The organism is Acrocarpospora phusangensis (assembly GCF_016862995.1).
In the GTDB taxonomy this organism is placed as follows: Bacteria; Actinomycetota; Actinomycetes; order Streptosporangiales; family Streptosporangiaceae; genus Acrocarpospora; species Acrocarpospora phusangensis.
The window spans coordinates 21,604-43,373 of record NZ_BOOA01000054.1; the positions used below are offsets into that span (position 1 = coordinate 21,604).

Annotated in this window: 21 protein-coding genes; 19 read left to right on the forward strand and 2 right to left on the reverse strand. The window is 71.8% G+C overall.

Annotated elements, in window-relative coordinates; translation table 11 throughout:
* The first annotated feature begins 135 nt into the window (after positions 1-135).
* The 12 genes from Aph01nite_RS28110 (at position 136) to Aph01nite_RS28165 (ending at position 11,077) form a co-directional block, all read left to right on the forward strand.
* A complete protein-coding gene (locus Aph01nite_RS28110) occupies positions 136-825 on the forward strand; it encodes a hypothetical protein (protein ID WP_204044020.1) in 690 nt (229 codons plus the stop codon).
* 82 nt (positions 826-907) lie between these two features.
* Positions 908-1,966: a C45 family autoproteolytic acyltransferase/hydrolase gene (locus tag Aph01nite_RS28115; RefSeq protein WP_204044021.1), complete on the forward strand. Its 1,059-nt coding sequence runs from the start codon at positions 908-910 to the stop codon at positions 1,964-1,966.
* Positions 1,967-2,042: 76 nt separating this feature from the next.
* Positions 2,043-2,957, forward strand: a complete 915-nt coding sequence (locus tag Aph01nite_RS28120) for a carbamate kinase (protein ID WP_239162034.1) — start codon at positions 2,043-2,045, stop codon at positions 2,955-2,957.
* Positions 2,958-4,055 carry a barbiturase gene (gene bar / locus Aph01nite_RS28125; RefSeq protein WP_204044022.1) on the forward strand — a complete coding sequence of 366 codons (1,098 nt, stop codon included), beginning with the start codon at positions 2,958-2,960 and terminating at the stop codon, positions 4,053-4,055.
* 182 nt (positions 4,056-4,237) lie between these two features.
* Positions 4,238-4,795: an SseB family protein gene (locus Aph01nite_RS28130; protein ID WP_204044023.1), complete on the forward strand. Its 558-nt coding sequence runs from the start codon at positions 4,238-4,240 to the stop codon at positions 4,793-4,795.
* 400 nt (positions 4,796-5,195) lie between these two features.
* Positions 5,196-5,951: a prepilin peptidase gene (locus tag Aph01nite_RS28135; protein WP_204044024.1), complete on the forward strand. Its 756-nt coding sequence runs from the start codon at positions 5,196-5,198 to the stop codon at positions 5,949-5,951.
* Positions 5,952-6,020: 69 nt separating this feature from the next.
* A complete protein-coding gene (aroC, locus tag Aph01nite_RS28140; protein ID WP_204044025.1) occupies positions 6,021-7,199 on the forward strand; it encodes a chorismate synthase in 1,179 nt (392 codons plus the stop codon).
* Positions 7,200-7,210: 11 nt separating this feature from the next.
* Positions 7,211-7,744, forward strand: a complete 534-nt coding sequence (locus Aph01nite_RS28145; RefSeq protein ID WP_204044026.1) for a shikimate kinase — start codon at positions 7,211-7,213, stop codon at positions 7,742-7,744.
* The gene (aroB, locus tag Aph01nite_RS28150) at positions 7,741-8,817 is read left to right on the forward strand and encodes a 3-dehydroquinate synthase (RefSeq protein WP_204044027.1); all 1,077 of its coding nucleotides are present in this window, start codon (positions 7,741-7,743) and stop codon (positions 8,815-8,817) included. Before Aph01nite_RS28145 ends, aroB begins: the two co-directional genes overlap by 4 nt.
* 21 nt (positions 8,818-8,838) lie before the next feature.
* Positions 8,839-9,273, forward strand: coding sequence for a type II 3-dehydroquinate dehydratase (gene aroQ, locus Aph01nite_RS28155; RefSeq protein WP_204044028.1), 435 nt, complete (start codon positions 8,839-8,841; stop codon positions 9,271-9,273).
* A gap of 48 nt (positions 9,274-9,321) precedes the next feature.
* The gene (locus Aph01nite_RS28160) at positions 9,322-10,095 is read left to right on the forward strand and encodes an SGNH/GDSL hydrolase family protein (RefSeq protein ID WP_204044029.1); all 774 of its coding nucleotides are present in this window, start codon (positions 9,322-9,324) and stop codon (positions 10,093-10,095) included.
* A 157-nt stretch (positions 10,096-10,252) separates the two neighbouring features.
* Entirely contained in the window at positions 10,253-11,077 is an 825-nt protein-coding gene (locus Aph01nite_RS28165) for an MOSC domain-containing protein (RefSeq protein WP_204044030.1), read from the forward strand.
* A 137-nt stretch (positions 11,078-11,214) separates the two neighbouring features.
* Here the strand turns inward: Aph01nite_RS28165 and Aph01nite_RS28170 are convergent, their stop codons facing one another.
* Positions 11,215-13,221 carry an ATP-dependent DNA helicase gene (locus Aph01nite_RS28170; protein ID WP_204044031.1) on the reverse strand — a complete coding sequence of 669 codons (2,007 nt, stop codon included), beginning with the start codon at positions 13,219-13,221 and terminating at the stop codon, positions 11,215-11,217.
* 228 nt (positions 13,222-13,449) lie between these two features.
* Here Aph01nite_RS28170 and Aph01nite_RS28175 point away from each other — a divergent pair, with 228 nt between their 5' ends.
* Together Aph01nite_RS28175 and Aph01nite_RS28180 are read left to right on the forward strand one after the other, a co-directional pair.
* The gene (locus Aph01nite_RS28175; protein ID WP_204044032.1) at positions 13,450-14,352 is read left to right on the forward strand and encodes a hypothetical protein; all 903 of its coding nucleotides are present in this window, start codon (positions 13,450-13,452) and stop codon (positions 14,350-14,352) included.
* A 63-nt stretch (positions 14,353-14,415) separates the two neighbouring features.
* A complete protein-coding gene (locus tag Aph01nite_RS28180; protein ID WP_204044033.1) occupies positions 14,416-16,008 on the forward strand; it encodes a Na+/H+ antiporter in 1,593 nt (530 codons plus the stop codon).
* 9 nt (positions 16,009-16,017) lie between these two features.
* On the opposite strand, the gene Aph01nite_RS28185 is transcribed toward Aph01nite_RS28180, so the two are convergent.
* Positions 16,018-16,275 (reverse strand): ubiquitin carboxyl-terminal hydrolase 14, encoded by a 258-nt coding sequence (locus Aph01nite_RS28185; RefSeq protein ID WP_204044034.1) that lies wholly within the window; start codon positions 16,273-16,275, stop codon positions 16,018-16,020.
* Between the two features lie 101 nt (positions 16,276-16,376).
* Between Aph01nite_RS28185 and Aph01nite_RS28190 the strand changes: the two genes are divergently transcribed.
* The 5 genes from Aph01nite_RS28190 to Aph01nite_RS28210 are packed head-to-tail and all read left to right on the forward strand — an operon-like array spanning position 16,377 to position 21,763.
* On the forward strand, positions 16,377-17,162 hold the full coding sequence (locus Aph01nite_RS28190; RefSeq protein ID WP_204044035.1) for an ABC transporter ATP-binding protein: 786 nt from the start codon (positions 16,377-16,379) through the stop codon (positions 17,160-17,162).
* The gene (locus Aph01nite_RS28195) at positions 17,159-17,932 is read left to right on the forward strand and encodes an ABC transporter ATP-binding protein (RefSeq protein WP_204044036.1); all 774 of its coding nucleotides are present in this window, start codon (positions 17,159-17,161) and stop codon (positions 17,930-17,932) included. The genes Aph01nite_RS28190 and Aph01nite_RS28195 overlap by 4 nt, the downstream gene beginning before the upstream one ends.
* Positions 17,929-19,761 (forward strand): AMP-dependent synthetase/ligase, encoded by a 1,833-nt coding sequence (locus tag Aph01nite_RS28200; RefSeq protein WP_204044037.1) that lies wholly within the window; start codon positions 17,929-17,931, stop codon positions 19,759-19,761. The genes Aph01nite_RS28195 and Aph01nite_RS28200 overlap by 4 nt, the downstream gene beginning before the upstream one ends.
* Entirely contained in the window at positions 19,758-20,636 is an 879-nt protein-coding gene (locus Aph01nite_RS28205) for a branched-chain amino acid ABC transporter permease (protein ID WP_204044038.1), read from the forward strand. The genes Aph01nite_RS28200 and Aph01nite_RS28205 overlap by 4 nt, the downstream gene beginning before the upstream one ends.
* On the forward strand, positions 20,633-21,763 hold the full coding sequence (locus Aph01nite_RS28210; protein ID WP_204044039.1) for a branched-chain amino acid ABC transporter permease: 1,131 nt from the start codon (positions 20,633-20,635) through the stop codon (positions 21,761-21,763). The genes Aph01nite_RS28205 and Aph01nite_RS28210 overlap by 4 nt, the downstream gene beginning before the upstream one ends.
* Positions 21,764-21,770: the final 7 nt, after the last annotated feature.

A 21,770-nucleotide genomic window follows, 5' to 3' on the forward strand; every position in this document is an offset into this window, starting at 1 on the left:
AGATCCTAGCCAATATGACGACTGGTGGGAGCGCGCCCACTCCGAAAAACACGGGGGATTCGCCGAGTTGACGTGATTCCGCGATGAAGTCGTGGTGTAAGCGGGCTGAAAGGTGGAAGGGGCAGGGTGAGTGACATGAAGATCTCTGAACGTTTTCGCGGACCCGACGGCATGGCGAACGGCGGCTGGGTGTCCGGGCTCGCGGCGAGCTACCTGCCGCCCGGCCGCACGGTGGAAGTGACGCTGCGCGCGCCGACCCCCTTGGACGCCGACGTCCGCATCGAGAAGACCCCGTCCCTGGTGCGCCTGTTCGACGGTGACGCCCTGCTGGTGGAGGCCCGCCCGGTGCCGGACGCCCCGGTCCCGCCGCCGTTCCTCGAACCGGAGCGCATCGGCGGCGTCTTCGTGGGGGAGACCGCCCACCCGTTCCCGGGGTGTTTCGTCTGCGGCCACCGCGAGCCCGGTGACGGTCTGCGCGTGCATCCGGCCCCCACCGGCCGCCCCGGCGAGGTGGCGATGCTCTGGCACGTGCACCCCGCCCTGGCCGACTGGTCCGCCACCCTGCCGCTGAGCCACGTCTGGGGCGCCCTGGACTGCCCGACCGGCTGGGCCCACCTCACCTCCGGCGGCGCCGCCCTGCTCGGCCGCCTCACCGGCCGGGTGTACGGATCGATCTTCCCCGACGCCACGTACGTGATCGTGGCCAGGACCGAGGGCAGGGAACGCCGCAAGCTGTACGCCTCCGCCGGGATCTACGAGCTCTCCGGCCGGCTCCTCGCGGCCAGCCGGGCGACCTGGATCGATTTGGACCGAGAGGCCGGCTGATCCTGATACGTGATGAGGATCACAATTGGCTGCCGGTGGGGTCTAGCGAGCCGAGATGTGGCGGGATGGGATGCTGAGAAATGTGATCCGCGCCTATACCTCCACTGACAGCGACCCTCTCGAACGTGGCCACGAGTTCGGTCGGGTCCACGCCACCCAGGTAGCCCACACCGTGGCCGTCTACCAGGACATGTTCCAGCAGCACGGCGGGACCAACATCGACCTCGTGGACCTCGGCACCCAGGCGTTGAAGGCGATCGAGGCGTGGGCGCCCGAACTCGCCGAGGAGATCACCGGTATCGCGGAGGGGGCGCGCCTCCCGGTCACCGACATCGCGGCCATCAACGCGCGGACCGAGATCCTGGCCATGCTGGACGGGCGCCCGCGCAGCGAGTGCTCGGCCGTCGTGCTGCTCGGCGACGACCCCGACAGTCCGCCGGTGGCCCTGCAGACCTGGGACTGGACCCGGGAGATGGCCGAGGGCTGGCTGGTCTGGACGATCGAGCACCCGAACGGCCGTACCGTGCACACGCTCACCGAGTACGGCGTGGTCGGCAAGATCGGCGTCAACTCGGGCGGGCTCGGCCTGCTGTTCACCCGGCTCCACCACGAGGACGACGGCCAGGACGGCATCGGCCTGCCCGTGCACGTGGCCGCCCGGCGGGTGCTCGACGAGTGCGAGAGCGTCACCTCCGCCGCCTACCTGCTGGCCGGCGCCGAGGTGTCGGCCTCGTCCTCGCTCAACCTCGTCTCGTACGGCGAGGAGGAGGGCAAGGCCGCGATCACCGCCGAACTGCACCCGGGCGGGCCCGGCTGGAGCACGCCGGAGGACAACGGCATGCTCGTGCACACCAACCACTTCCTAGACCCGAGAGTGGCCCCCTACGACCCTTTTCCGCGTCAGCATCCCGGCACGCTGATCCGGCGCGACCTGCTCCGGCGGGGGCTGCGCCGGCAGGCCGCCAAGCCGCACGCGGACGTGGTCCGCGAGGTCATGTCCCGGCACGCCGGCGGCGTCTGCCACCACCGGGCGCCGGGGGCCGACGACGACCACATCACGCTGGCCACCGTGGAGCTGGACCTGCCCAACGGCGCGCTGATCGCCGAGGAGGGCGGGCCCTGCGGCAGCCGTACTTGGTGAATCTTGCCGAGGGAAATGCCGGTGGTGGGCGAGAGTCGCCCATGCGGGGTGGTGGGGGCGCGGCTAGTTTCGCCATGTGGGTGAACGCGTACTGATCGCGCTCGGCGGGAACGCGATGACGGCGCCCGACGGCAGCGCCGCCCCGGCCGACCAGCTGCGGGCGGTCGAACTCGCCATGGGACATGTGGCCGCGCTCATCCAGGCCGGCCACGAGGTGGTGCTCACCCACGGGAACGGTCCCCAGGTGGGCAACATCCTGCTCAAGAACCAGCTGACCGCGCACGTCGTGCCGCCGGTGCCGCTGGACTGGTGTGGCGCGCAGACGCAGGCCACCATCGGCACGATGATCATGAACTCGCTCGATCCGATCAGGACCGCGGTCGTGGTCACCCGTACCCTCGTCGACCCCGCGGACCCCGCGTTCGCGGACCCGGTCAAGCCGATCGGGCAGTACTTCTCCGAGGAGGAGGCCCGGCGGTTCGAGCAGCTCGGCCAGTCCTGGCGGAAGTTCGACCGCGGCTGGCGGCGGGTGGTCGCCTCGCCCCGGCCGATCGAGATCCTGGACGCGGGCACCGCGATCACGCTCATGGAGGCGGGCTACACCATCGTCGCCGCCGGGGGCGGGGGCGTGCCGGTGGCCCGGGGGGCCGACGGGCGGCTGGGCGGGGTCGAGGCGGTCATCGACAAGGACCACGCGGCGGCGGTGCTGGCGGGAGCCGTGGGGGCGGGCGTGCTGGTGATCGCCACCGACGTGCCCAACGCCATCCTGGGGTACGGCACGCCCGACGCCCGCCCGATCGGGGCCGTCACGCCGGCGAAACTCCGGGAGTACCAGGCGGCCGGGCACTTCGCCAGCGGCAGCATGGGCCCCAAAGTGGAAGCGGCGCTGCGTTTCGTCGAGGACGGCGGGCAGCGTGCGGTCATCACCTCGCTGGACCACATCAGTGACGCTTTGTCAGGAAATATTGGGACAACGGTAACGGAGAGTTAGATGCCGGATCCTATTGAGGTACGCAAGGTCGCCATCGAGAGTGTCACCGACGCGTCGGGGCTCGCGAAGCTGATCGACGACGGCGTGATCGAGGCGGGCCGCGTGCTCGCGGTGATCGGCAAGACCGAGGGCAACGGCGGGGTGAACGACTACACGCGGATCATCGCGGACCGGGCGTTCCGCGAGGTGCTCGCGGCCAAGGGGCACCCGTCGCCGGAGAGCGTGCCGCTGGTGTGGTCCGGGGGGACCGACGGGGTGCTGAGCCCGCATGCCACGATCTTCGCGACCCTCGATCCGGCGAAGGCCGTACAGACGGACGAGCCGCGGGTGAGTGTGGGCATCGCGATGAGCGACGTCATCCTGCCCGAGGACATCGGCAGGCCGGCGATGGTGGAGAAGGTCGCGGCCGGGGTGCGCGAGGCCATGAAGATCGCGGGCATCGACGACCCGGCGGACGTGCACTACGTGCAGACCAAGACGCCGCTGCTCACCCTCTCCACGATCAACGACGCGAAGTCCCGCGGGCATGAGGTCGTCACCGAGGAGACCGGCCTGTCCATGGACATCTCCAACTCGACCACCGCACTCGGCATCGCCGTGGCCCTCGGCGAGATCGAGATGCCCACCGCCGAGCAGATCCACAAGGACCTCTCGCTGTACTCCTCGGTCGCCTCCTGCTCCAGCGGCGTCGAACTGGACCGGGCGCAGATCGTGGTGGTGGGCAACGTGCGCGGCATCGGCGGGCGCTACCGCGCGGGGCACTCGGTGATGAAGGACGCCCTCGACGCCGACGGCATCTGGGAGGCCATCCGGGACAGCGGCATCGAACTGCCCGACCGGCCGCACCCCAGCGACCTGGGGGGCAGGCTGGTCAATCTGTTCATGAAGTGCGAGGCCGACCCCAGCGGCAGCGTGCGCGGCCGGCGCAACATCATGCTGGACGACTCCGACGTGCACTGGCACCGCCAGATCAAGGCCACCGTCGGCGGCGTCGCCGCCAGCGTCAGCGGCGACCCGGCCGTCTTCGTCAGCGTCGCCGCCGTCCACCAGGGCCCCAGCGGCGGCGGACCGGTCATCGCCATCGCCGACCTCGGCTGACCCCGTCGGATCCTGTCCGTCTCCGCCCGGCCCGTGACGACCACCGCCTGGCCGCCCGACCCGGGTGGCCAGGTTCCGCAGAGGGCCGGGTTCGACGGCCTGCGATTCGCGGGTGGGCGGTCTTCGCCCGTTGGGTGGTGGCCCGGCCGGACGAGCGGACCAGGCGGGTAGGCTCCGCAGTCGTGCCCAGCATTCCGAATCCACTCGCCCCGAACGACGACGGCAGCGCCGATCCGGCCGTCGCGGCGGCCCTGTCCGGCTTCGAGTCCGGTACGGCCACCGCCGCCGACGTCCTCACGGCGCTGAGCACGGCCAGGCTGCTGGTCCCCGTCGTCGCCCTGCTGACCGAGTCGGAGATCGGCGCGCACGGCCTGCGCCAGGAGAAGCAGAGCGAGATGGCCCTGCCCAAGCTGATCGGCAAGGACGGGCGGGCGGCCGTCCTCGCCTTCACCAGCGTGTCGGCGCTCCAGCTCTGGCGGCCCGACGCCCGCCCCATCCAGGCCACCACCCCCCAGGTCTGCAAGGCGGCCCTGCACGAGGAGGCCGCCGCCGTGATGATCGACGTCGCCGGCCCGGTCCCCTTCCCCATCGAAGGCCCCCTCCTGCACGCCCTCACAGCCGTGGAGGACCCCGCCTCGCTCGCCCACCTGTCTTCCGACGTCCCGGACGTCACGGTCGCGACGGTGTCCCATCCCGCCCCGAAACGTCGGCGCGGATGGCTGCGCGGGTTGTTCGGCTGAGCCGGTAGACGCCCGGACTGTTCGGCTGAGCCGGGAGACGCCCGCGACGCGACTCGCCCGGCCGGTTCGGCCGGAGGCCCCCGCAGGGGTGGTTCGGCTGAGCCGGGAAGTGCGGGATGCGCTCTTTCGGCCGGTTCGGCCGGAGGTGCCTGAGGGGTGGTTCGGCTGAGCCGGGGACGCCCGCGACGCGACTCGCCCGGCCGGTTCGGCCGGAGGCCCCCGCAGGGGTGGTTCGGCTGAGCCGGGAAGTGCGGGATGCGCTCTCACGGCCGGTTCGGCCCGAGGCGCCCGCGCGGTGGGGCGTGCTGGGTGTGGCCTCCGCATTCGCGCGTTCGCGGCATGTCGGACGTGTCCCTCACTTCGCGGTGTGCCGGACGGCGGAGCGGGTTAGGGTCGCCGGGTGTCGGTGGCTTTGGTGGGCGGGCTGGCGGCGGCCGGGGTCGTCGCGGGGGCGTACGCGCGGGCGCTGGCCGAGGGCTTCGGCCCTGCGGCCGAGGACGTCCGGACCGAGGACGCCCGGGGCGAGGACGCCCGGGGCGAGGACGCCCGGGGCGAGGACGCCCGGGGCGAGGACGCTCGGACCGGGGACGTCCGGGGCGAGGCCAAGGCGGCGGTTCTCGGCGCGGTCCGGCGGTGGCCACTGCCCAGGCCGCCCTTTCTGGCCGAGGCGGCGACGGGACTGGCCTTCGCGGTCCTGGCCTGGCGGTTCGAGGGAAGCCCGCTGCTCGCCGCGATGCTCTACGCGGTGTTCACAGGGGTCGTGCTCGCCCTGGTGGACTGGTGGACCTGGCGGCTGCCGGATGTGGTGACCCTGCCGTCGTACCTGATCGTGATCGGGTTGCTCGCCCCGACCGGACGGCTGGGCGTGGGGGTGGTGTGCGGGCTGGCCCTGGGCGGGATCTACCTGCTCCTCTGGCTGGTACGGCCCGCCGGGATCGGGCTGGGGGACGTGAAGCTCGCGGGGCTGCTGGGGATGGTGACGGGCGCGGCGAGCGTCAACGCGGCGATCATCGCGGGCATCGGGGCACACCTGCTCGGCGCCCTGTACGCCGTCGGCCTGCTCGTGACCGGGAAGGGCGACCGCACGAGCGAGTTCCCGTTCGGTCCTTTCATGCTCCTGGCGGCGTTCGCGGCCGTCGTCGCGGAGGCGCAGTAAGAATTCGACTGTCCTGACTGATGAGAGGTATGGCGGTCGCACTCTGAGACGCATGGAAGACTTGGTGTCATGCTGCGCTGGTTGACCGCCGGGGAGTCCCATGGCCCCGAACTCGTCGCGATCCTCGAAGGGCTGCCCGCCGGAGTCGAGGTGACCACCGCCGAACTCGCCGAGGCGCTCCGCCGCCGCCGGCTCGGATACGGGCGCGGAGCCCGGATGAAGTTCGAGCAGGACGAGGTGTCCGTCGTCGGCGGGCTCCGGCACGGCCGCACCCTCGGCTCGCCCGTCGCCGTGCGGATCGGCAACACCGAATGGCCGAAGTGGGAGGCCGTGATGTCGGCCGACCCGGTGGACCCGGCCCTGCTGGAGGGCGTCGCCCGTAACGCGCCCCGGTCCCGCCCCCGCCCCGGCCACGCCGACCTGGCCGGCATGCAGAAATACGGCTTCGACGACGCCCGGCCGGTCCTGGACCGGGCCAGCGCCCGCGAGACGGCCGCCAGGGTCGCGCTCGGCCAGGTCGCCAAGAACTTCCTCAAGCAGGCCCTCGGCGTGGACATCGTCAGCCACGTGCTGTCCATCGGCGCGGCCGTCAGCCCGTCCGCCGACCTGCCCGGCCCCGCCGACCTGCTCGCCATCGACGAGGACCCGGTCCGCTGCTTCGACCCGGACGGCAGCGCCGCCATGATCGCCGAGATCGACAAGGCCCACAAGGACGGCGACACCCTCGGCGGCGTCGTCGAGGTCGTGGCGTACGGGCTGCCGCCGGGCCTGGGGAGCTACACGCACTGGGACCGCCGCCTCGACTCGCGGCTGGCCGGCGCGCTCATGGGCATCCAGGCGATCAAGGGCGTGGCGCTCGGCGACGGCTTCGAGACCGCCCGGCGTCCCGGCTCGCGCGCCCACGACGAGATCGAGAACACCGCCGCCGGCGTGCGGCGCGTCACCAACCGGGCCGGCGGCGTCGAGGGCGGCATGACCAACGGCGAGCCGCTCCGGGTCAGCGCCGCGATGAAGCCCATCTCCACCGTGCCCCGGGCGCTGGCCACCATCGACGTGCTGACCGGCGAGGCCGCCAAGGCCCACCACGAACGTTCCGACGTGTGCGCCGTCCCGGCCGCGGCCATCGTGGCCGAGGCCATGGTCGCCCTGGTCCTCGCCGACGCGGCCGTGGAGAAGTTCGGCGCCGACTCCGTCGAGGAGGTCGCCCGCAACCTGTCCGGCTACCTCTCCTCGATGGTCATCAAGTAAGGTAAATGATCATGAATTCGGTTCGGCCCGTGGCCGTGCTCATCGGCCCGCCCGGCTCCGGCAAGACCACCGTCGGCGCCTTCCTCGCCGAACGGCTCGGCGTGCCCTTCCGCGACACCGACGCCGACGTGGAGGCCACCGCGGCCAAGCCCATCGGCGACATCTTCATCGAGGACGACGGCGAGACCCGCTTCCGCAAGCTGGAGGCCGCCGCCGTGCGGGCCGCCCTGGAGGAGCACGAGGGCGTCGTCTCGGTCGGCGGCGGGGCCGTGCTCAACCCCGCCACCCAGGAGCTCCTGGCCGCGCACACCGTCGTCTACCTTCAGGTGGCCCTGGACCAGGCGGTCAAGCGCGTCGGCCTCGCCTCCGCCCGGCCTCTCCTGGTCCTCAACCCGCGCAGCCAGCTGCGCAAGCTCATGGAGGAGCGCCGCCCCCTCTACGAGCGGCTGGCCACCCACACCTTCAGCACCGACGACCGCGACCCCGAGGAGCTCGCCGGGGAGATCGCCGCCGCGCTGCCCGGCACGGCGGAGTGGCGGCCATGACGGTCACCCGCATCCGGGTCCACGGCGACGCGCCGTACGACGTGGTCGTGGGGACCGGGGTGCTGGCCGAGCTGCCCGCCCTGGTCGGCGAGGGGGTCAGGACCGTCGCGGTGGTCTCGCCCGCCAGCCTGCCCGAGATCTCCCGGCCGGTCTGCGAGTCGCTGCGCGCGGCCGGCTACGAGGTCGTGTCCCTGCCGGTGCCCGACGGTGAGCAGGCCAAGACCGTCGGGGTCGCCGCCGAACTCTGGTCCGCCTTCGGGAGGTACGGGATCACCCGGACCGACGCGGTGGTCGGCGTCGGCGGCGGCGCCACGACCGACCTGGCCGGGTTCGTGGCGGCCACCTGGCTGCGCGGCGTCAAGGTCATCCAGGTCCCGACCACGCTGCTGGCCATGGTGGACGCGGCCGTGGGCGGCAAGACGGGCATCAACACGCCCGAGGGCAAGAACCTGGTCGGGGCGTTCTACCCGCCCAAGGGCGTGCTCTGCGACCTGGCCACGCTGGTGAGCGTGCCGCGCGAGGACTACGTGGCCGGCCTCGCCGAGATCATCAAGGGCGGCTTCATCGCGGACCCGACGATCCTCATGCTGGTCGAGGACGACCCCGCCGGGGCCCGGGTGCCCGAGGGCGACCACACCCGGGCGCTGATCGAGCGGAAGATCCAGGTCAAGGCCGACGTCGTGGGCGCCGACCTCAAGGAGAGCGGCCTGCGGGAGATCCTCAACTACGGGCACACGCTGGCGCACGCCATCGAGCGGGTCGAGGACTACCGCATCCGGCACGGCGAGGCCGTCGCGATCGGCCTGGTCTACGCCGCCGAGGTGGCCCGCCTGGACGGCAGGCTCGCCGACGCCGTGGTGGACCGCACCCGGTCGATCCTGACCTCGGTCGGCCTGCCCACCTCCTACCGCAAGGACGCGTGGCCCCGGCTGCGCGAGCACATGCGCGTCGACAAGAAGAGCCGCGGCGCCAAGCTGCGCCTGGTCGTCCTGGACGACATCGCCCGGGTGTCACGCCTGGAGGACCCGTCCGAGGAGCTGCTGGAGTCGGCCTTCTACGAAATCTCCAGATGATCCCCGCACAGGAGTGAACACATGAGATCGGTACTCGTGCTCAACGGGCCGAACCTGGGCCGGCTCGGCAGCCGGGAGCCCGACGTCTACGGCGCGCTCAGCTTCAAGGACCTGGTGGCGCTCTGCGAGGAGACCGGGCGCGGGCTCGGCCTGGCGGTCGAGGTCCGGCAGACCGACGACGAGGCCGAACTGGTGAAGTGGATCCACGAGGCGGCCGACGGGCGCGTCCCCGTGGTGCTCAACCCCGCCGCCTTCACGCACTACTCCTACGCCCTCAGGGACGCCATCTCGCAGCGCACGGCGCCCCTGGTGGAGGTGCACATCTCCAACCCGAGCGCCCGCGAGGAGTTCCGCCACACCTCGGTGGTGGCGGCCGTCGCCACCGGCACCATCGCCGGCTTCGGCTTCCAGTCGTACGTGCTGGCCCTGCGGGCCATCGCGGAGGCCGACAGCTGACGCCTCGCCGTCCCCCGCTAAGTTGTCAGGCGAACTGGGGATGGTGACATGACGCGATATCGGTCGTTCGTTGCGGTGGGGGACAGCTTCACCGAAGGGCTCAACGATCCCGGGACGGACGGGCACTTCCGGGGCTGGGCCGACCGGGTGGCCGAACGCCTCGCCACGCTGGAGCCGGAGTTCCGGTACGCGAACCTGGCCGTACGGGGGAAGGTCATCGACCAGATCGTCGCCGACCAGGTGCCGGTGGCGATGGCGATGCGGCCGGACCTGGTCAGCTTCTGCGCGGGGGGCAACGACCTGCTCCGGCCGGGCAGCGATCCCGACCGGATGGCCAAGAAGGTGGCGGCGGCCGTACGGGAGCTGCGGGGGGCCGGGGCGGACGTGCTGATGTTCACCGGTGTCGATCCGCGGGACACGCCCATCATGCGGCGGGCCCGGGGCAAGTTCGCGACCTTCTACCTGCATCTGCGGTCGATCGCGGATCTGAGCGGGTCCCTGCTGGTGGACCAGTGGTCGATGCAGGGGCTGCGGGACTGGCGGGCCTGGAGCGACGACCGCCTCCACATGAACGAGCACGGCCACCGGATGGTCGCGGCCAAGGTGCTGGACGTGCTGGGGGTCCCGCCCGAGGACGACTGGCGCAAGGTGTGGCCGCCCCGGGAGCGCGTGGACCCCTCGGCGAAACGCCGGGAGGACGCGCAGTGGCTGCGTGAACATTTCACTCCGTGGCTCGGGCGGCGGCTGCGGGGGACCTCCTCCGGCGACAACGTCACCGCCAAACGCCCGGACCTCATCCCGTTCGAGGCGGAAGACCTCTGAACAGGCGACATCTGGCCGGATGACGGCCCTGGGGGACCTGCTGCGATTCGCCGTCACCCGCGAAGCGGCCGTACGAGGCGGACGGCCTCGGGACGGATCACGCCGGGACGGGCGGCAGCCCCTCGTGAAAGCGCTCTCTCCGTCGTACGGTGTCGGGATGGAGCTAGCTGAAATCCGGAAATATCCGGTTAAGTCGGTTTCAGGGCGGGCGGTGGATTCGGCCGTCGTCGAGCCGTGGGGGCTGGCGGGGGACCGCCGCTGGGCCGTGGTGGACGAGATCGGGGACCTGCACTGGGTCGGGGAGCACCCCCGGCTGCTGTCCGTCGTCGCGAGCGCCACGGCCGAGGACGGGCTGCTGCTCGACGCGCCGGGACTACCTCAGCTGAAGATCCCCCCGGCCACCGGAGAGAGCGTTCCCGTGGGTGGGTTCGTCGAACTGGACACCGCCGTGCTCGCCGACTCCGACGCGCACGCCTGGTTCTCCCGGCTGCTCGGCAAACCGGCCCGCCTGGTCTGGCTCGACGACCCCGGCCGCTGCGCCGTCCCGGCCGCCAACGGCGGCCTGCCCGGTGACGTCGTCAGCTTCGCCGGGACCGCCCCCATCCTGCTCACCTCCCGCTCCTCGCTGCGGCGGCTGGACGACTGGATCCTCGAAGGCGCGCTGGAACGCCAGGAGGACCCGCCCGGCCCGCTGGACATGAGCCGCTTCCGCCCCAACCTCGTGATCGACGGCGCCCCGCCGTACGCGGAGGACGACTGGCGTGAGATCCGCATCGGCTCGCTCGCCTTCCGCTTCACGGAACACTGCGACCGCTGCGCCACCACCACCTACGACCCGGTCACCATCGAGAAGGGCAGGGAACCCCTCCGCACGCTCGCCCGCCACCGCCGCTGGAACGGCCTGACCTGGTTCGGCATCCGCCTGGTCCCCCGAGGCCGGGGCGAACTGAGGGTCGGCGACCCGGTCACCGTCCTCGCCTGACGGCAGGAGGCGGCGTTCCAGCGGGCCCCGCCGTCACCGCCCGCCGTCACCGCCCGCAATCACCGCCCGCAATCACCGCCCGCAATGATCGCCCGCAATGATCGCCCGCAATGATCGCCCGTCGTCATCGCCCGTTTCTAACCTGCCGACAGCCTCCGCAGGGCCTGCCGCACCTTCTCCGGGTCCGAGGTCCGCCAGTACGGCGGCAGCGAGTCCAGCAGGAACGAGCTGTAACGCGCGGTCGCCAGCCGGGGGTCGAGCACGGCGATGACGCCCCGGTCGGTGGTGGAGCGGAGCAGCCGCCCGGCGCCCTGGGCCAGCAGGAGGGCGGCATGCGTGGCGGCCACCGCCATGAAGCCGTTGCCGCCCTTGGCGGCGATGTGCCGCTGCCGGGAGGACGACAGGGGATCGTCCGGGCGCGGGAACGGGATGCGGTCGATGATGACCAGCGTGAGGGAGGGGCCGGGCACGTCCACGCCCTGCCAGAGCGACAGGGTGCCGAACAGGCAGGTGGCCGGGTCCTCGGCGAACTTCTTGACCAGCTGCGAGGTGGAGTCGTCGCCCTGGCAGAGCAGCGGCACCTCCAGCCGGTCGCGCAGCGCCTCGGTGGCGGCCTTGGCGGCCCGGGTGGAGGAGAACAGGCCGAGCGTGCGCCCCCCGGCGGCCTCGATCAGCTCGGCGATCTCATCCACGTACGCCTCGGGAAGCCCGTCGCGGCCCGGCTGGGGGAGGTGCTTGGCCACGTAGAGGATGCCGCTGCGGGGATGGTCGAACGGCGAGCCGACGTCCAGGCCGGTCCAGCCGTCCTTGCCGAGCCCCCACTGGGCGGCCATGCCGTCGAAGGTGCCGCCGAGCGCGAGCGTGGCCGAGGTGAGGATGACCGTACGGTCGCCGAAGAGCTTGTCGCGGAGCATGCCGCCGACCGACAGCGGGGCGACGCGCAGCGTGGGCGGCACCCGGCCGTGCCCGGCCTCCAGCCAGACCACCTCGGCGCGGTCCACCTCCGAGTCGCCGCCGAACGCGTCCAGCATGCGCTGCGCGGTGTCGTGCACCTCGTCCAGCATGGTGAACGCGGCCTTGCGCAGGCTCACGTTCTCCGGGTTGTCCTTGTCGCCGGACCGGTCGCCCCCGCGCGGCCCGAGCGCGGTCAGGCAGCCGAACGCCGAGTCCCTGACCAGCGCCAGCGACATGCCGAGCGACTGCGGCAGTTCGTCCACCCGCCCGGCGGGGGCGGCGGCCAGCAGCGCCTGCAGATCCTCGCCGGCCGCCTGGAGCCGGTCGGCGACGCCCTGCTCGATCAGCCGGCCGGCCCGCCGGGCGGCGATGGACACGCCCGCGTCGGAGAGCTCGCCGGTCACGACCGAGGTCACCCGGTCCACCAGCTCGTGCGCCTCGTCCACCACGACCACGTCGTGCTCCGGCAGGACGGCGAAGTCCTCCATCGCGTCGATGGCCAGCAGCGCGTGGTTGGTCACCACCACGTCCACCAGGCCCGCGCGTTCCCGCGCCAGTTCGGCGAAGCACTCCGAGCCGCTCGGGCAGCGCTGCGCGCCCAGGCACTCCCGGGCGGTCACCGAGAACTGCCGCCAGGCCTGCTCGTTTACCCCGGGCACCAGTTCGTCCCGGTCGCCGGTCTCGGTCTCGTCCGCCCACTCCTGGATGCGCTGGACCATGCGCCCGGTCGCGCTCACCTCGCGCGGGTCGAAGAGCTGGTCGCCCTCGTCGTCGGGCATGCCCACGGTGGCCTTGTAGCGGCACAGGTAGTTGCGCCGGCCCTTCAGGATGGCGAACTCCGGCCGCTTCGGCAGTTCGGACGCCAGCGCCTCGGCCAGCCGGGGCAGGTCCCGGTCCACCAGCTGCCGCTGGAGCGCGATCGTGGCCGTGGACACCACCACGGCGTGCTGGGAGGCGGCGGCGTGCCGGATCGCGGGCACCAGGTAGGCCAGCGACTTCCCGGTGCCGGTCCCGGCCTGCACGGCCAGGTGCTCCTCTTTCTCCAGAGCGTCCTGCACGGCCCTGGCCATCCTCACCTGACCTGGCCTTTCGGCGCCGCCGAGCTCCTTGACGGCGGTCGTGAGCAGGTCTTCCACAGGTGGCAGGTCGGGTGTCGGCACGGGGAGAACCGTACCGGCTGGCACTGACATCCCGGGTGTGTTATCGGTCTGTGACCGTTGGACCACATCCCGGAGTTCGGGGGTCCGGGCGGGAGATCGCATGGCACACTGGCCCCACGAGCCCTAGGTCAAAGACGATCAAAGACGATCTACCTTGGGTGATCTGGCGGTGGTCCGGCAAGGCCGGAATAGGCGTTTCGGTAGTGTTTCTAGAGGTCGAGTGGACGGATAAGGGCAGGTAAAGGCACTATGTCTGTCATGTCGGAAGTCGTCCCGCTGCCGTCGTTCGGCGAAGTTTTCTTTGACGCTAGAGGTCAGGACCGTGTTCTGCGCGTCACCTGGCACGAGGGAACGCTCGTGCTGAGCCTCTGGCGCGGCGAGATGTGCACGGCCAGTTTCCGCATGCCCATGGACGATGTCGGCCGTCTCCTGGAGACCCTCGACGTGGGTTTCGCGGAGGCCGGCGGCACCCTGGAGGCGCCGCAGGCCGTCGTGGACGGGACCGGCCCCTTCCCGCAGCCCGAGTTCGAGGACTACCCGGGGACCGGGCAGTACACGCGGCCCCCGGCGCCGGTGGGCTACGAGCAGGGTTACCCCGACACCCCCGCCTACGCCCCGCCCCCGCAGCCCGCCCCCGCGCCCGCCGCGGCGGCGCTCGGGCCCAACGACGTCCTGGTCGCCCGCGGCACCCCGAACCGGGACCGCCTGGTGGCCGTCGACTCCGGGCCCCAGCGGGTGCCCGTGCCGCGTGAGCGCGAGGCCCCCCGGGAGCAGCCGCCGTACGAGCCGGCGGGCCCCGCCGAGCCGGTGTACCAGTTCCCCTCGCCGATCCCCGGCCGGCCGGCCTACCGCTTCGACCCCGAACCCCAGCCGGAACCCCAGTACGCCGAGCCGCACTACCAGGGCCACCAGCCCGACCCCCGGTACGCCCAGCCCCAGCCGCAGTACCAGCAGGACTACCACTACCAGCCGGAACCGCAGCAGTACCCGGACCCGAGGGACCCCCGCTACCAGCAGCAGCAACCGCAGCAGCCGCAGGTCGACCCCGCGGACCCGCTCGGCCTCGGCCCGGTGGCCAGGCCGTACGTGCCGCAGGAGCAGATGTACGCGACCGGGGAGCGCCTGCGCCCGCCGGACCGCGACGACCAGCGGGACTGGTGAGCTCCGCCTGACCCCCTCCCGCCTGTCCGAAACACCGGGAATGGCGGCTAGGCTCTGCGTCTGATGGACGCGATCTCGGCAGTGCAGCTCCTCCTGCTTCCCGCCGGTGCGCTCGCGGTCGCCGGGCTGGCCCGCCGGCTGAACCTGAGCGCCCCCCTGCTCCTGGTGCTCGCCGGTCTGGTCGTCTCGGTCATCCCGGGCGTCCCCGAGTACAGTCTCAGCCCGGAAATCGTGCTGTTCGTCTTCCTGCCGCCGCTGCTCTACTCGGCCGCGCTGGACAGTTCCTACCTGCGGCTGCGCGACGTGAAGCGCCCGGTCATGCTGCTGTCGGTGGGCCTGGTGCTGTTCAGCATGCTGGCCATCGGCCTCACCGCGTACGCGCTGATCCCCGGCCTGGCGCTGGCCGCGGCGCTGGCGCTGGGCGCGATCGTGGCCCCGCCGGACGCGGTGGCGGCGGCGGCCATCGGCCGCAAGCTGGGACTGCCCCGGCGCCCGATGACCGTGCTCATCGGGGAGAGCCTGTTCAACGACGCGACCGCGCTGACCGCCTACCGGGTCGCCGTGGGCGCCCTCGCGGGCGTGAGCGCCGGCTTTCTCAGCGCGGCCGGCCAGTTCGCGTACGCGGCGGGGGTCGGCCTGCTGATCGGCATGGTCCTCGCCTACCTGGCCAGCCGCCTGCTCACCAGGATCGGCGACGCGCTGGTGGCCAACGCGTTCTCGCTGATGATTCCGTACGCGGCGTATCTGGCCGCCGAGGTGGTGCACGCCTCCGGCGTGATCTCCGTGGTGGTCGTCGGGATCTACCTCGGCCACCAGATGAGCAACACCTCCTACGGCACCCGCCTGCTCTCCCGGGCCGTCTGGCAGGTGGTCGACTTCCTGCTGGAGTCGATCGTGTTCGCGCTGATCGGCCTGCAGTTGCTGGTGGTCGTGCGGGGGCTGCACGGCCAGAACCCCTGGCAGGTGGCCGGATACGCGATCGCCCTGTTCGCGGTGACCGTGCTTTCGCGGCTGGCCTGGCTGGTCCCGGGGACGTACCTGCCCCGGGTGGTGTCCAAGAAGATCCGGTCGAGCGAGACGCAGGTGCCGTGGCAGCACGTCGCGGTGGTGGGCTGGGCCGGGATGCGCGGCGTGGTCTCGCTGGCGGCGGCGTTCGCGCTGCCCAAGGAGAATCTGCCCCAGCGCGACCTGCTGCTCTTCCTCACCTTCGCGGTGGTCATCGGCACCCTGGTCGTGCAGGGCCTGTCGTTCCCGTGGCTGATCAGGAAGCTGGGCGTCAGCAACGAGCAGGAGCGGTTCCAGGACGACCTCACCGAGGCCGCCGCCCAGCAGGCCGCCGCGGCGGCGGGCCTGGCCAGGCTGGAGGAGCTGGTGGCCGAGGAGGGCGTGCTGGAGGTGCACCAGCAGGTGGTCGACCAGCTCAGGACCCGGTCGGAGCGCGCCGCGCTGCAGGCATGGGAAAGGCTCGGCGGCGGCACCGGGCCGGAGGGCGAGGAGACCCCCGCCACCGTCTACCGGCGGCTGCGCCGGGAGATGCTCGCCGCCGAGCGGCAGGTCTTCATCCGGCTGCGCGACCAGCGCCGCATCGACGACGAGGTGCTGCGCCGGGTCATGGCCGACATGGACTTCGAAGAGGCCACCCTGGAGCGGGACTAGCGGCGGCCGTCAGCCCATCACGTTGTCGAGGTAGCACCAGCGCCAGGTCTCGCCCGGCTCGAACGAGGCGATCACCGGGTGCTCGGTCTCCTTGTAGTGCGCCGTGGCGTGCCGGCCCGGCGAGGAGTCGCAGCAGCCGATGTGCCCGCAGCTCAGGCATCGGCGCAGATGAACCCAGCGACGGCCCTCCTTGAGACACTCCTCGCAGCCTTCGGGTGTGTTGGCCGGGGTGTCTCCGGCCTTGATCAGATGCTCACAGGTCCCCATGGCCCCAATCTTATGTCCAGAGCATTATTCCGATTTGGCAACCACCCCTTGATCAGGCGTGATCCCCGGGGGACTCTCACTTCACAGGGTGAGGAGCCTCCATGTTGGAAGTCCGCAACCTCGAAGTGGTGTACGACGACGTGATGCTGGTGCTGCGCGGGGTGAGCCTGCGCGTGCCGGAGGGCTCCGTGGTGGCGCTGCTGGGCGCGAACGGCGCCGGGAAGACCACGCTGCTGCGGGCGCTGTCGGGGCTGCTGGACGTGCACGACGGCGTCGTCACGAAGGGCTCGGTGACGCTGGACGGCGAGCCCATCCACGGGCTGCGCCCGGCGCAGGTGGTCCGGCGCGGGATCAGCCAGGTGATGGAGGGCCGGCGCATCCTGGCCGAGCTGACCGTCGAGGAGAACCTGCGGGTCGGCGCGCACACCGCGCCGCGCGCCCTGGCCGCCAACCTGGACCGGGTCTACGGGCTGTTCCCGGTGCTCAGGAGCCGCCGCAGGAGCGTCTCCGGCTACCTGTCCGGGGGCGAGCAGCAGATGCTGGCGCTGGGCAGGGCGCTGATGGCGGGCCCCCGCTACCTGCTGCTGGACGAGCCCAGCCTGGGTCTGGCCCCCGCGCTGGTACGGCAGATCAAGGACCTCGTCGTCGAGATCAACAAGCAGGGCGTCACGGTGCTGCTGGTGGAGCAGAACGCCCGGATGGCGCTGTCCATCGCGGCCCACGGCTACGTGCTGGAGACCGGCAAGGTGGTCATGGACCGCCCGGCCGCCGAACTGCTCTCCGACGAGGACATCAGGGAGTTCTACCTGGGCCTGGGCGCGGAGGGCGCGGCCAAGTCGTTCCGCGAGGTCAAGCACTACAAGCGGCGGAAGCGATGGCTCTCATGACGGCTCTCACGAACGTGCTCTCGGTACGCGACGTCGGGCTCTCCTTCGCCGGGGTGACCGCCATCGACGGCGTCTCCTTCGACGTCGGCCCGGCCGAGCTGCTGGCCGTGATCGGTCCGAACGGGGCGGGCAAGACCTCCGTCTTCAACGTGCTGTCCGGCGTCTACCGGCCGCAGCGGGGCGCGGTGCGCTTCCTCGGCGAGCCGATCCTGGGCCTGCGCCCGCACCGCATCGCCGCCATGGGCCTGGCCAGGACCTTCCAGAACGTCGAGCTGTTCCACAACCTGACCGTCCTGGACAACCTCATGCTCGGCCGCCACCACCACTTCCGGTACGGCACGCTCGCCGCCGCGGCCTGGCTGGGCCGGGCCCGCCGGGAGGAGCTGGCCGCCCGCGCCCAGGTGGAGGAGATCATCGACTTCCTGGACCTGGCCGCCTGGCGCCGCCACCCGGTCCGGCTCCTGCCGTACGGGATCCAGAAGCGGGTGGAGCTGGGGCGGGCGCTGGCGATGGAGCCGAAGCTGCTCCTGCTGGACGAGCCGGTGGCCGGCATGAACCTGGAGGAGACCGAGGACATGGCCAGGTTCGTCCTGGACATCCGGGACGACCTGGGCATCCCGCTGGTGCTGGTGGACCACGACATGGGCCTGGTCATGGACCTGGCCGACCGGGTGCTGGTGCTGGACTTCGGCCGGCAGGTGGCGCTGGGCACGCCGGCCGAGGTGCAGCGCGATCCCAAGGTCATCGAGGCGTATCTGGGGGAGTCATGACCGTCGTCACGCAGTCCGTCACCACCTCGGTGGTGACCAGGGTCCGGGACCGCGCGCTGGCCACGCCCGGCCGGGTGGCGCTGCGGGAGAAGGCGTTCGGCATCTGGCAGGAGGTCGGCTGGGGGCAGTACTGGGAGCAGGTGGAGCTGGTCGGCCACGCGCTGCTGGCGCTGGGCGTGGAGCCGGGCGACCGGGTCGCGGTGCATGCGGAGAACCGGCGCGAATGGCTCTACTCCGACCTCGGCATCGTCGCCGTGCGTGGCGTGACCGTCGGCCTGTACCCGACCAACCCCGCCGCGGAGGTGTCCTACCTGCTCGCGCACTCGGGGGCGCGCATCCTGATCGCCGAGGACCAGGAGCAGGTGGACAAGGCCCTCGCCGTCCTCGACGAGTGCCCGGAGCTCGAACACATCGTGTACATCGAGCCGAGGGGCATCACCGGCTACGCCGACCCCCGGCTGATCTTCTGGCGGGACTTCCTCGAACTCGGGCGGACCCACCGCGACGAGAATCCCGGCGCGGTGGCCCGCCGGATGGCCGGATCGGAGCCCGGCGACCTGATGACCCTGATCTACACCTCCGGCACCACCGGGCCGCCCAAGGGCGCGATGCTCACCATCGCCAACGTCGAGTTCGCCGTGAACACGCTGACCACCGTGGCCGTGCCGCCGCCTGCCCCGCGCGACCTGGTCCTGTCCTACCTGCCGCTCTGCCACGTGGCCGAACGCGCGTTCACCGTCTGGTTCAACGCCGCCGCCGGAGTGCAGGTCAACTTCGCCGAGTCGATCGAGACCGTGCCGGCCAACCTGCGCGAGGTCCAGCCCACGATCCTGTTCGGCGTGCCCAGGATCTGGGAGAAGGTCCTGGCCGGGGTGAACACCCGGCTGGACTCGGCCTCGCCGCTGAAACGCCTCACCCTGCGCTTCTGGCTGCGGGTCGCCGACCGCATCGGGGACGCCCTGGTCCGCGCCGGCGGCCGGCACACCGTCGGCACCCGCGCGGCGTACGCGGTCGGCTGGCTGTTCTGCTACCGGGCGCTGCGCGAGCGGCTCGGCCTGCGCCGGGTCCGCTACGCCGCCTCCGGCGCCGCGCCCATCGCCGCCGACGTGCTCAAGTTCTTCATGGGCATCGGCCTGCCCATGCACGAGGTGTACGGCATGACCGAGAACTCCGCCGTGGCCACCGGCAACCGCCCCGGCCGGGTCCGCCTGGGCACGGTCGGCGAGCCGCACGACGGGGTGGAGCTGCGCCTGGACGAGGCCACCGGCGAGATCCTGACCCGGCATCCCGGCAACTTCGCGGGCTACTGGCGCGACCCGCGGGCCACGGCCGCCGTGCTGGACGAGGACGGCTGGCTGCACACCGGCGACGTCGGGGCCTGGGTGGACGGCACCCACATCAAGATCACCGATCGGATGAAGGACATCCTGATCACGGCCGGAGGCAAGAACGTCGCGCCGTCGGAGCTGGAGAACGCGCTGAAGGCGTCGCCGTACGTCAAGGAGGCGGTGGTCGTCGGGGATCGGCGGCCGTACCTGGCGGCGCTGATCGGGATCGAGCTGGAGACGGTGGGGGAGTGGGCGCGGCGGCGCGGCCTGCCGTACACGACCTATCGGGATCTGTCGGAGAAGGCGGAGGTGCGGGAGCTGGTGCAGGGCATCGTGGACGGCGTCAACGAGCGGTTCGCGCGGGTCGAGCAGGTCCGGCGGTTCGCCTTCCTGCCCAAGGAACTGGACCACGAGGACGGCGAGCTGACCGCCACCCAGAAGGTCAAGCGCGGCGCGGTGGCCCGGCTCTTCGAGGACCTCGTCGAAGGGCTGTACCGATGATCGAGACGCTGATCCGCGGGCTGGGCAACGGTTCCGTCTACGCGCTGCTGGCGCTCGGATTCGTGATCATCTACAAGGCCACCCGCGTGATCAGCTTCGCCCAGCCGTCCTTCATGATCGCCGGTGCGGTGGCGGTCAGCTACCTGGCCGAGATCACCGGCTTCTACCTCGCGGTGGTCCTGGCCGCGCTGCTGGTGGCCGGCGTCGCCCTGGTCATCGAGCGCATCGCGATCCGCCCGATGATCGGCCGCCCGGTGTTCGTGATCGCGATCATCAGCCTGGGCGTGGACGTGGTGGTCCGCGTCGTCGCCAACGGCTTCATCGGCACCGACGTGCGCCAGGTCGGCGACCCCTGGGGCTTCTCGCTGGTCACCCTCGGCGGCGTCACCATCCAGCAGCGCTGGATCGCCATGTTCGTGGCCGCCGCCGTCCTGGTCGGCCTGCTCTTCCTGTTCTTCCGCCACACCCGGTACGGCCTGGCCATGCGCGCCGCCGCCTTCGACCAGGAGACCGCGCTCGCCCAGGGCGTCTCGGTCGGCATGGTGTTCGCGCTCTCCTGGGGGCTGGCCGGCGGGCTGGCCGCCATCGCCGGCACCTTCGTCGGCACCGGCCAGGGCGTCGACCAGCTGACCTGGATCATCGCGCTGAAGGCGCTGCCCGCGATCATCGTGGGCGGGCTCGACTCGCTCGGCGGGGCCGTGATCGGCGGCCTGGCCATCGGGGTGGTGGAGTCGCTGGCCCAGTCCTACCAGGGTGACGTGGCGCCCTGGCTGGGGCAGAACTTCGCGGTCGTCACGCCGTACGTGGTGATGCTGGTGGTTCTGCTCGTCCGGCCGTACGGACTGTTCGGCACCCCGGAGGTTGAGCGGGTATGACACATACCGACCGGAAGGTACGGACCTGGGGAAGGCCGCTGCTCTACACCTCCTACACGCAGGACATGGCCCTGCTCGACACCTGGGCCAAGAAGCTGTGGTGCGGCGGCCTGATCCTGTTCGGGCTGGCGCTCTCCCAGGTCCTGGTGGACCACACGCTGGAGCTGCTGGCCACCGCCTTCGTGGCCGCGATCGGGGCGATCGGCCTCAACATCGTCACCGGCTACGCGGGGCAGGTCTCGCTCGGGCACGCGTTCTTCCTGGCCATCGGCGCGTACACGGCGGCGGCCCTGTCCGGCGACCCGGCCGGCCGCACGCTGGGCTTCGGCGTGACGAACCTGCTGGTCTGGCTGCCGGCCGCCGGTCTGGTGGCCGCGCTGGCCGGGGTGCTGGTCGCGCCGCTGGCCACCCGGCTGCGCGGGCTCTACCTGGCGATCGTCACGCTCGGGCTGGTCTTCCTGGGCGAGCACATCTTCAAGGAGTGGGACGACCTGACCGGCGGGCCCGGCGTCGGCCGCCCGGCGGCGGTGCCCGACCTGTTCGGCTGGCGGCTGGACCAGCCGGGACCGCTCGGCTCCCCGGAGCAGCAGCTCTACCTGCTCGTCCTGGTCCTCCTGGTGCTCTTCGCCATCGGCGCCAGGAACCTGGCCAGGTCCAGGATCGGCCGCGGGTTCGCCGCCATCCGCGACAGGGACATCGCCGCCGAGGTCATGGGCGTGCCGCTGACCAGGTACAAGGTCCTCGCGTTCGGCGTCTCCTCGTTCTACGCCGGCTGCGCCGGAGCCCTGCTCTACTCCGTCAGCGGCGGCTACTTCGAGGCCGGCTCCTTCAGCCTGCTGCTGTCGGTGCAGTACATCGCCATGGTGCTGATCGGCGGCGTGGCCACCGTCTCCGGGTCCATCGCCGGCGCGCTGTTCATCACGCTGCTGTCGCCGGTCACCCGGGAACTGCCCGCGCTGCTGCCGTTCATCAGCGCCGACACCACCCAGACCCCCAACGTCTTCCAGGTCGAGACCGTGCTCTACGGCCTGCTGATCATCGTCTTCCTGGTCTTCGAGCCGCGCGGCCTGTACGGCCTCTGGCTCCGGGTCCGCACCTACTGGAAATCGTGGCCGTTCTCCTACTGAAAGGGGC

What these genes read in the sequence shown, in the direction of transcription:
- Aph01nite_RS28110 (WP_204044020.1), top strand. Translation starts at nt 136, where the DNA reads ATGAAGATCTCTGAACGTTTTCGCGGACCCGACGGCATGGCGAACGGC.
- bar (WP_204044022.1), top strand. Translation starts at nt 2,958, where the DNA reads ATGCCGGATCCTATTGAGGTACGCAAGGTCGCCATCGAGAGTGTCACC.
- aroC (WP_204044025.1), top strand. Translation starts at nt 6,021, where the DNA reads ATGCTGCGCTGGTTGACCGCCGGGGAGTCCCATGGCCCCGAACTCGTC.
- Aph01nite_RS28145 (WP_204044026.1), top strand. Translation starts at nt 7,211, where the DNA reads ATGAATTCGGTTCGGCCCGTGGCCGTGCTCATCGGCCCGCCCGGCTCC.
- aroB (WP_204044027.1), top strand. Translation starts at nt 7,741, where the DNA reads ATGACGGTCACCCGCATCCGGGTCCACGGCGACGCGCCGTACGACGTG.
- aroQ (WP_204044028.1), top strand. Translation starts at nt 8,839, where the DNA reads ATGAGATCGGTACTCGTGCTCAACGGGCCGAACCTGGGCCGGCTCGGC.
- Aph01nite_RS28160 (WP_204044029.1), top strand. Translation starts at nt 9,322, where the DNA reads ATGACGCGATATCGGTCGTTCGTTGCGGTGGGGGACAGCTTCACCGAA.
- Aph01nite_RS28165 (WP_204044030.1), top strand. Translation starts at nt 10,253, where the DNA reads ATGGAGCTAGCTGAAATCCGGAAATATCCGGTTAAGTCGGTTTCAGGG.
- Aph01nite_RS28170 (WP_204044031.1), bottom strand. Translation starts at nt 13,221, where the DNA reads ATGTCAGTGCCAGCCGGTACGGTTCTCCCCGTGCCGACACCCGACCTG.
- Aph01nite_RS28175 (WP_204044032.1), top strand. Translation starts at nt 13,450, where the DNA reads ATGTCGGAAGTCGTCCCGCTGCCGTCGTTCGGCGAAGTTTTCTTTGAC.
- Aph01nite_RS28180 (WP_204044033.1), top strand. Translation starts at nt 14,416, where the DNA reads ATGGACGCGATCTCGGCAGTGCAGCTCCTCCTGCTTCCCGCCGGTGCG.
- Aph01nite_RS28185 (WP_204044034.1), bottom strand. Translation starts at nt 16,275, where the DNA reads ATGGGGACCTGTGAGCATCTGATCAAGGCCGGAGACACCCCGGCCAAC.
- Aph01nite_RS28190 (WP_204044035.1), top strand. Translation starts at nt 16,377, where the DNA reads ATGTTGGAAGTCCGCAACCTCGAAGTGGTGTACGACGACGTGATGCTG.
- Aph01nite_RS28195 (WP_204044036.1), top strand. Translation starts at nt 17,159, where the DNA reads ATGACGGCTCTCACGAACGTGCTCTCGGTACGCGACGTCGGGCTCTCC.
- Aph01nite_RS28200 (WP_204044037.1), top strand. Translation starts at nt 17,929, where the DNA reads ATGACCGTCGTCACGCAGTCCGTCACCACCTCGGTGGTGACCAGGGTC.
- Aph01nite_RS28205 (WP_204044038.1), top strand. Translation starts at nt 19,758, where the DNA reads ATGATCGAGACGCTGATCCGCGGGCTGGGCAACGGTTCCGTCTACGCG.
- Aph01nite_RS28210 (WP_204044039.1), top strand. Translation starts at nt 20,633, where the DNA reads ATGACACATACCGACCGGAAGGTACGGACCTGGGGAAGGCCGCTGCTC.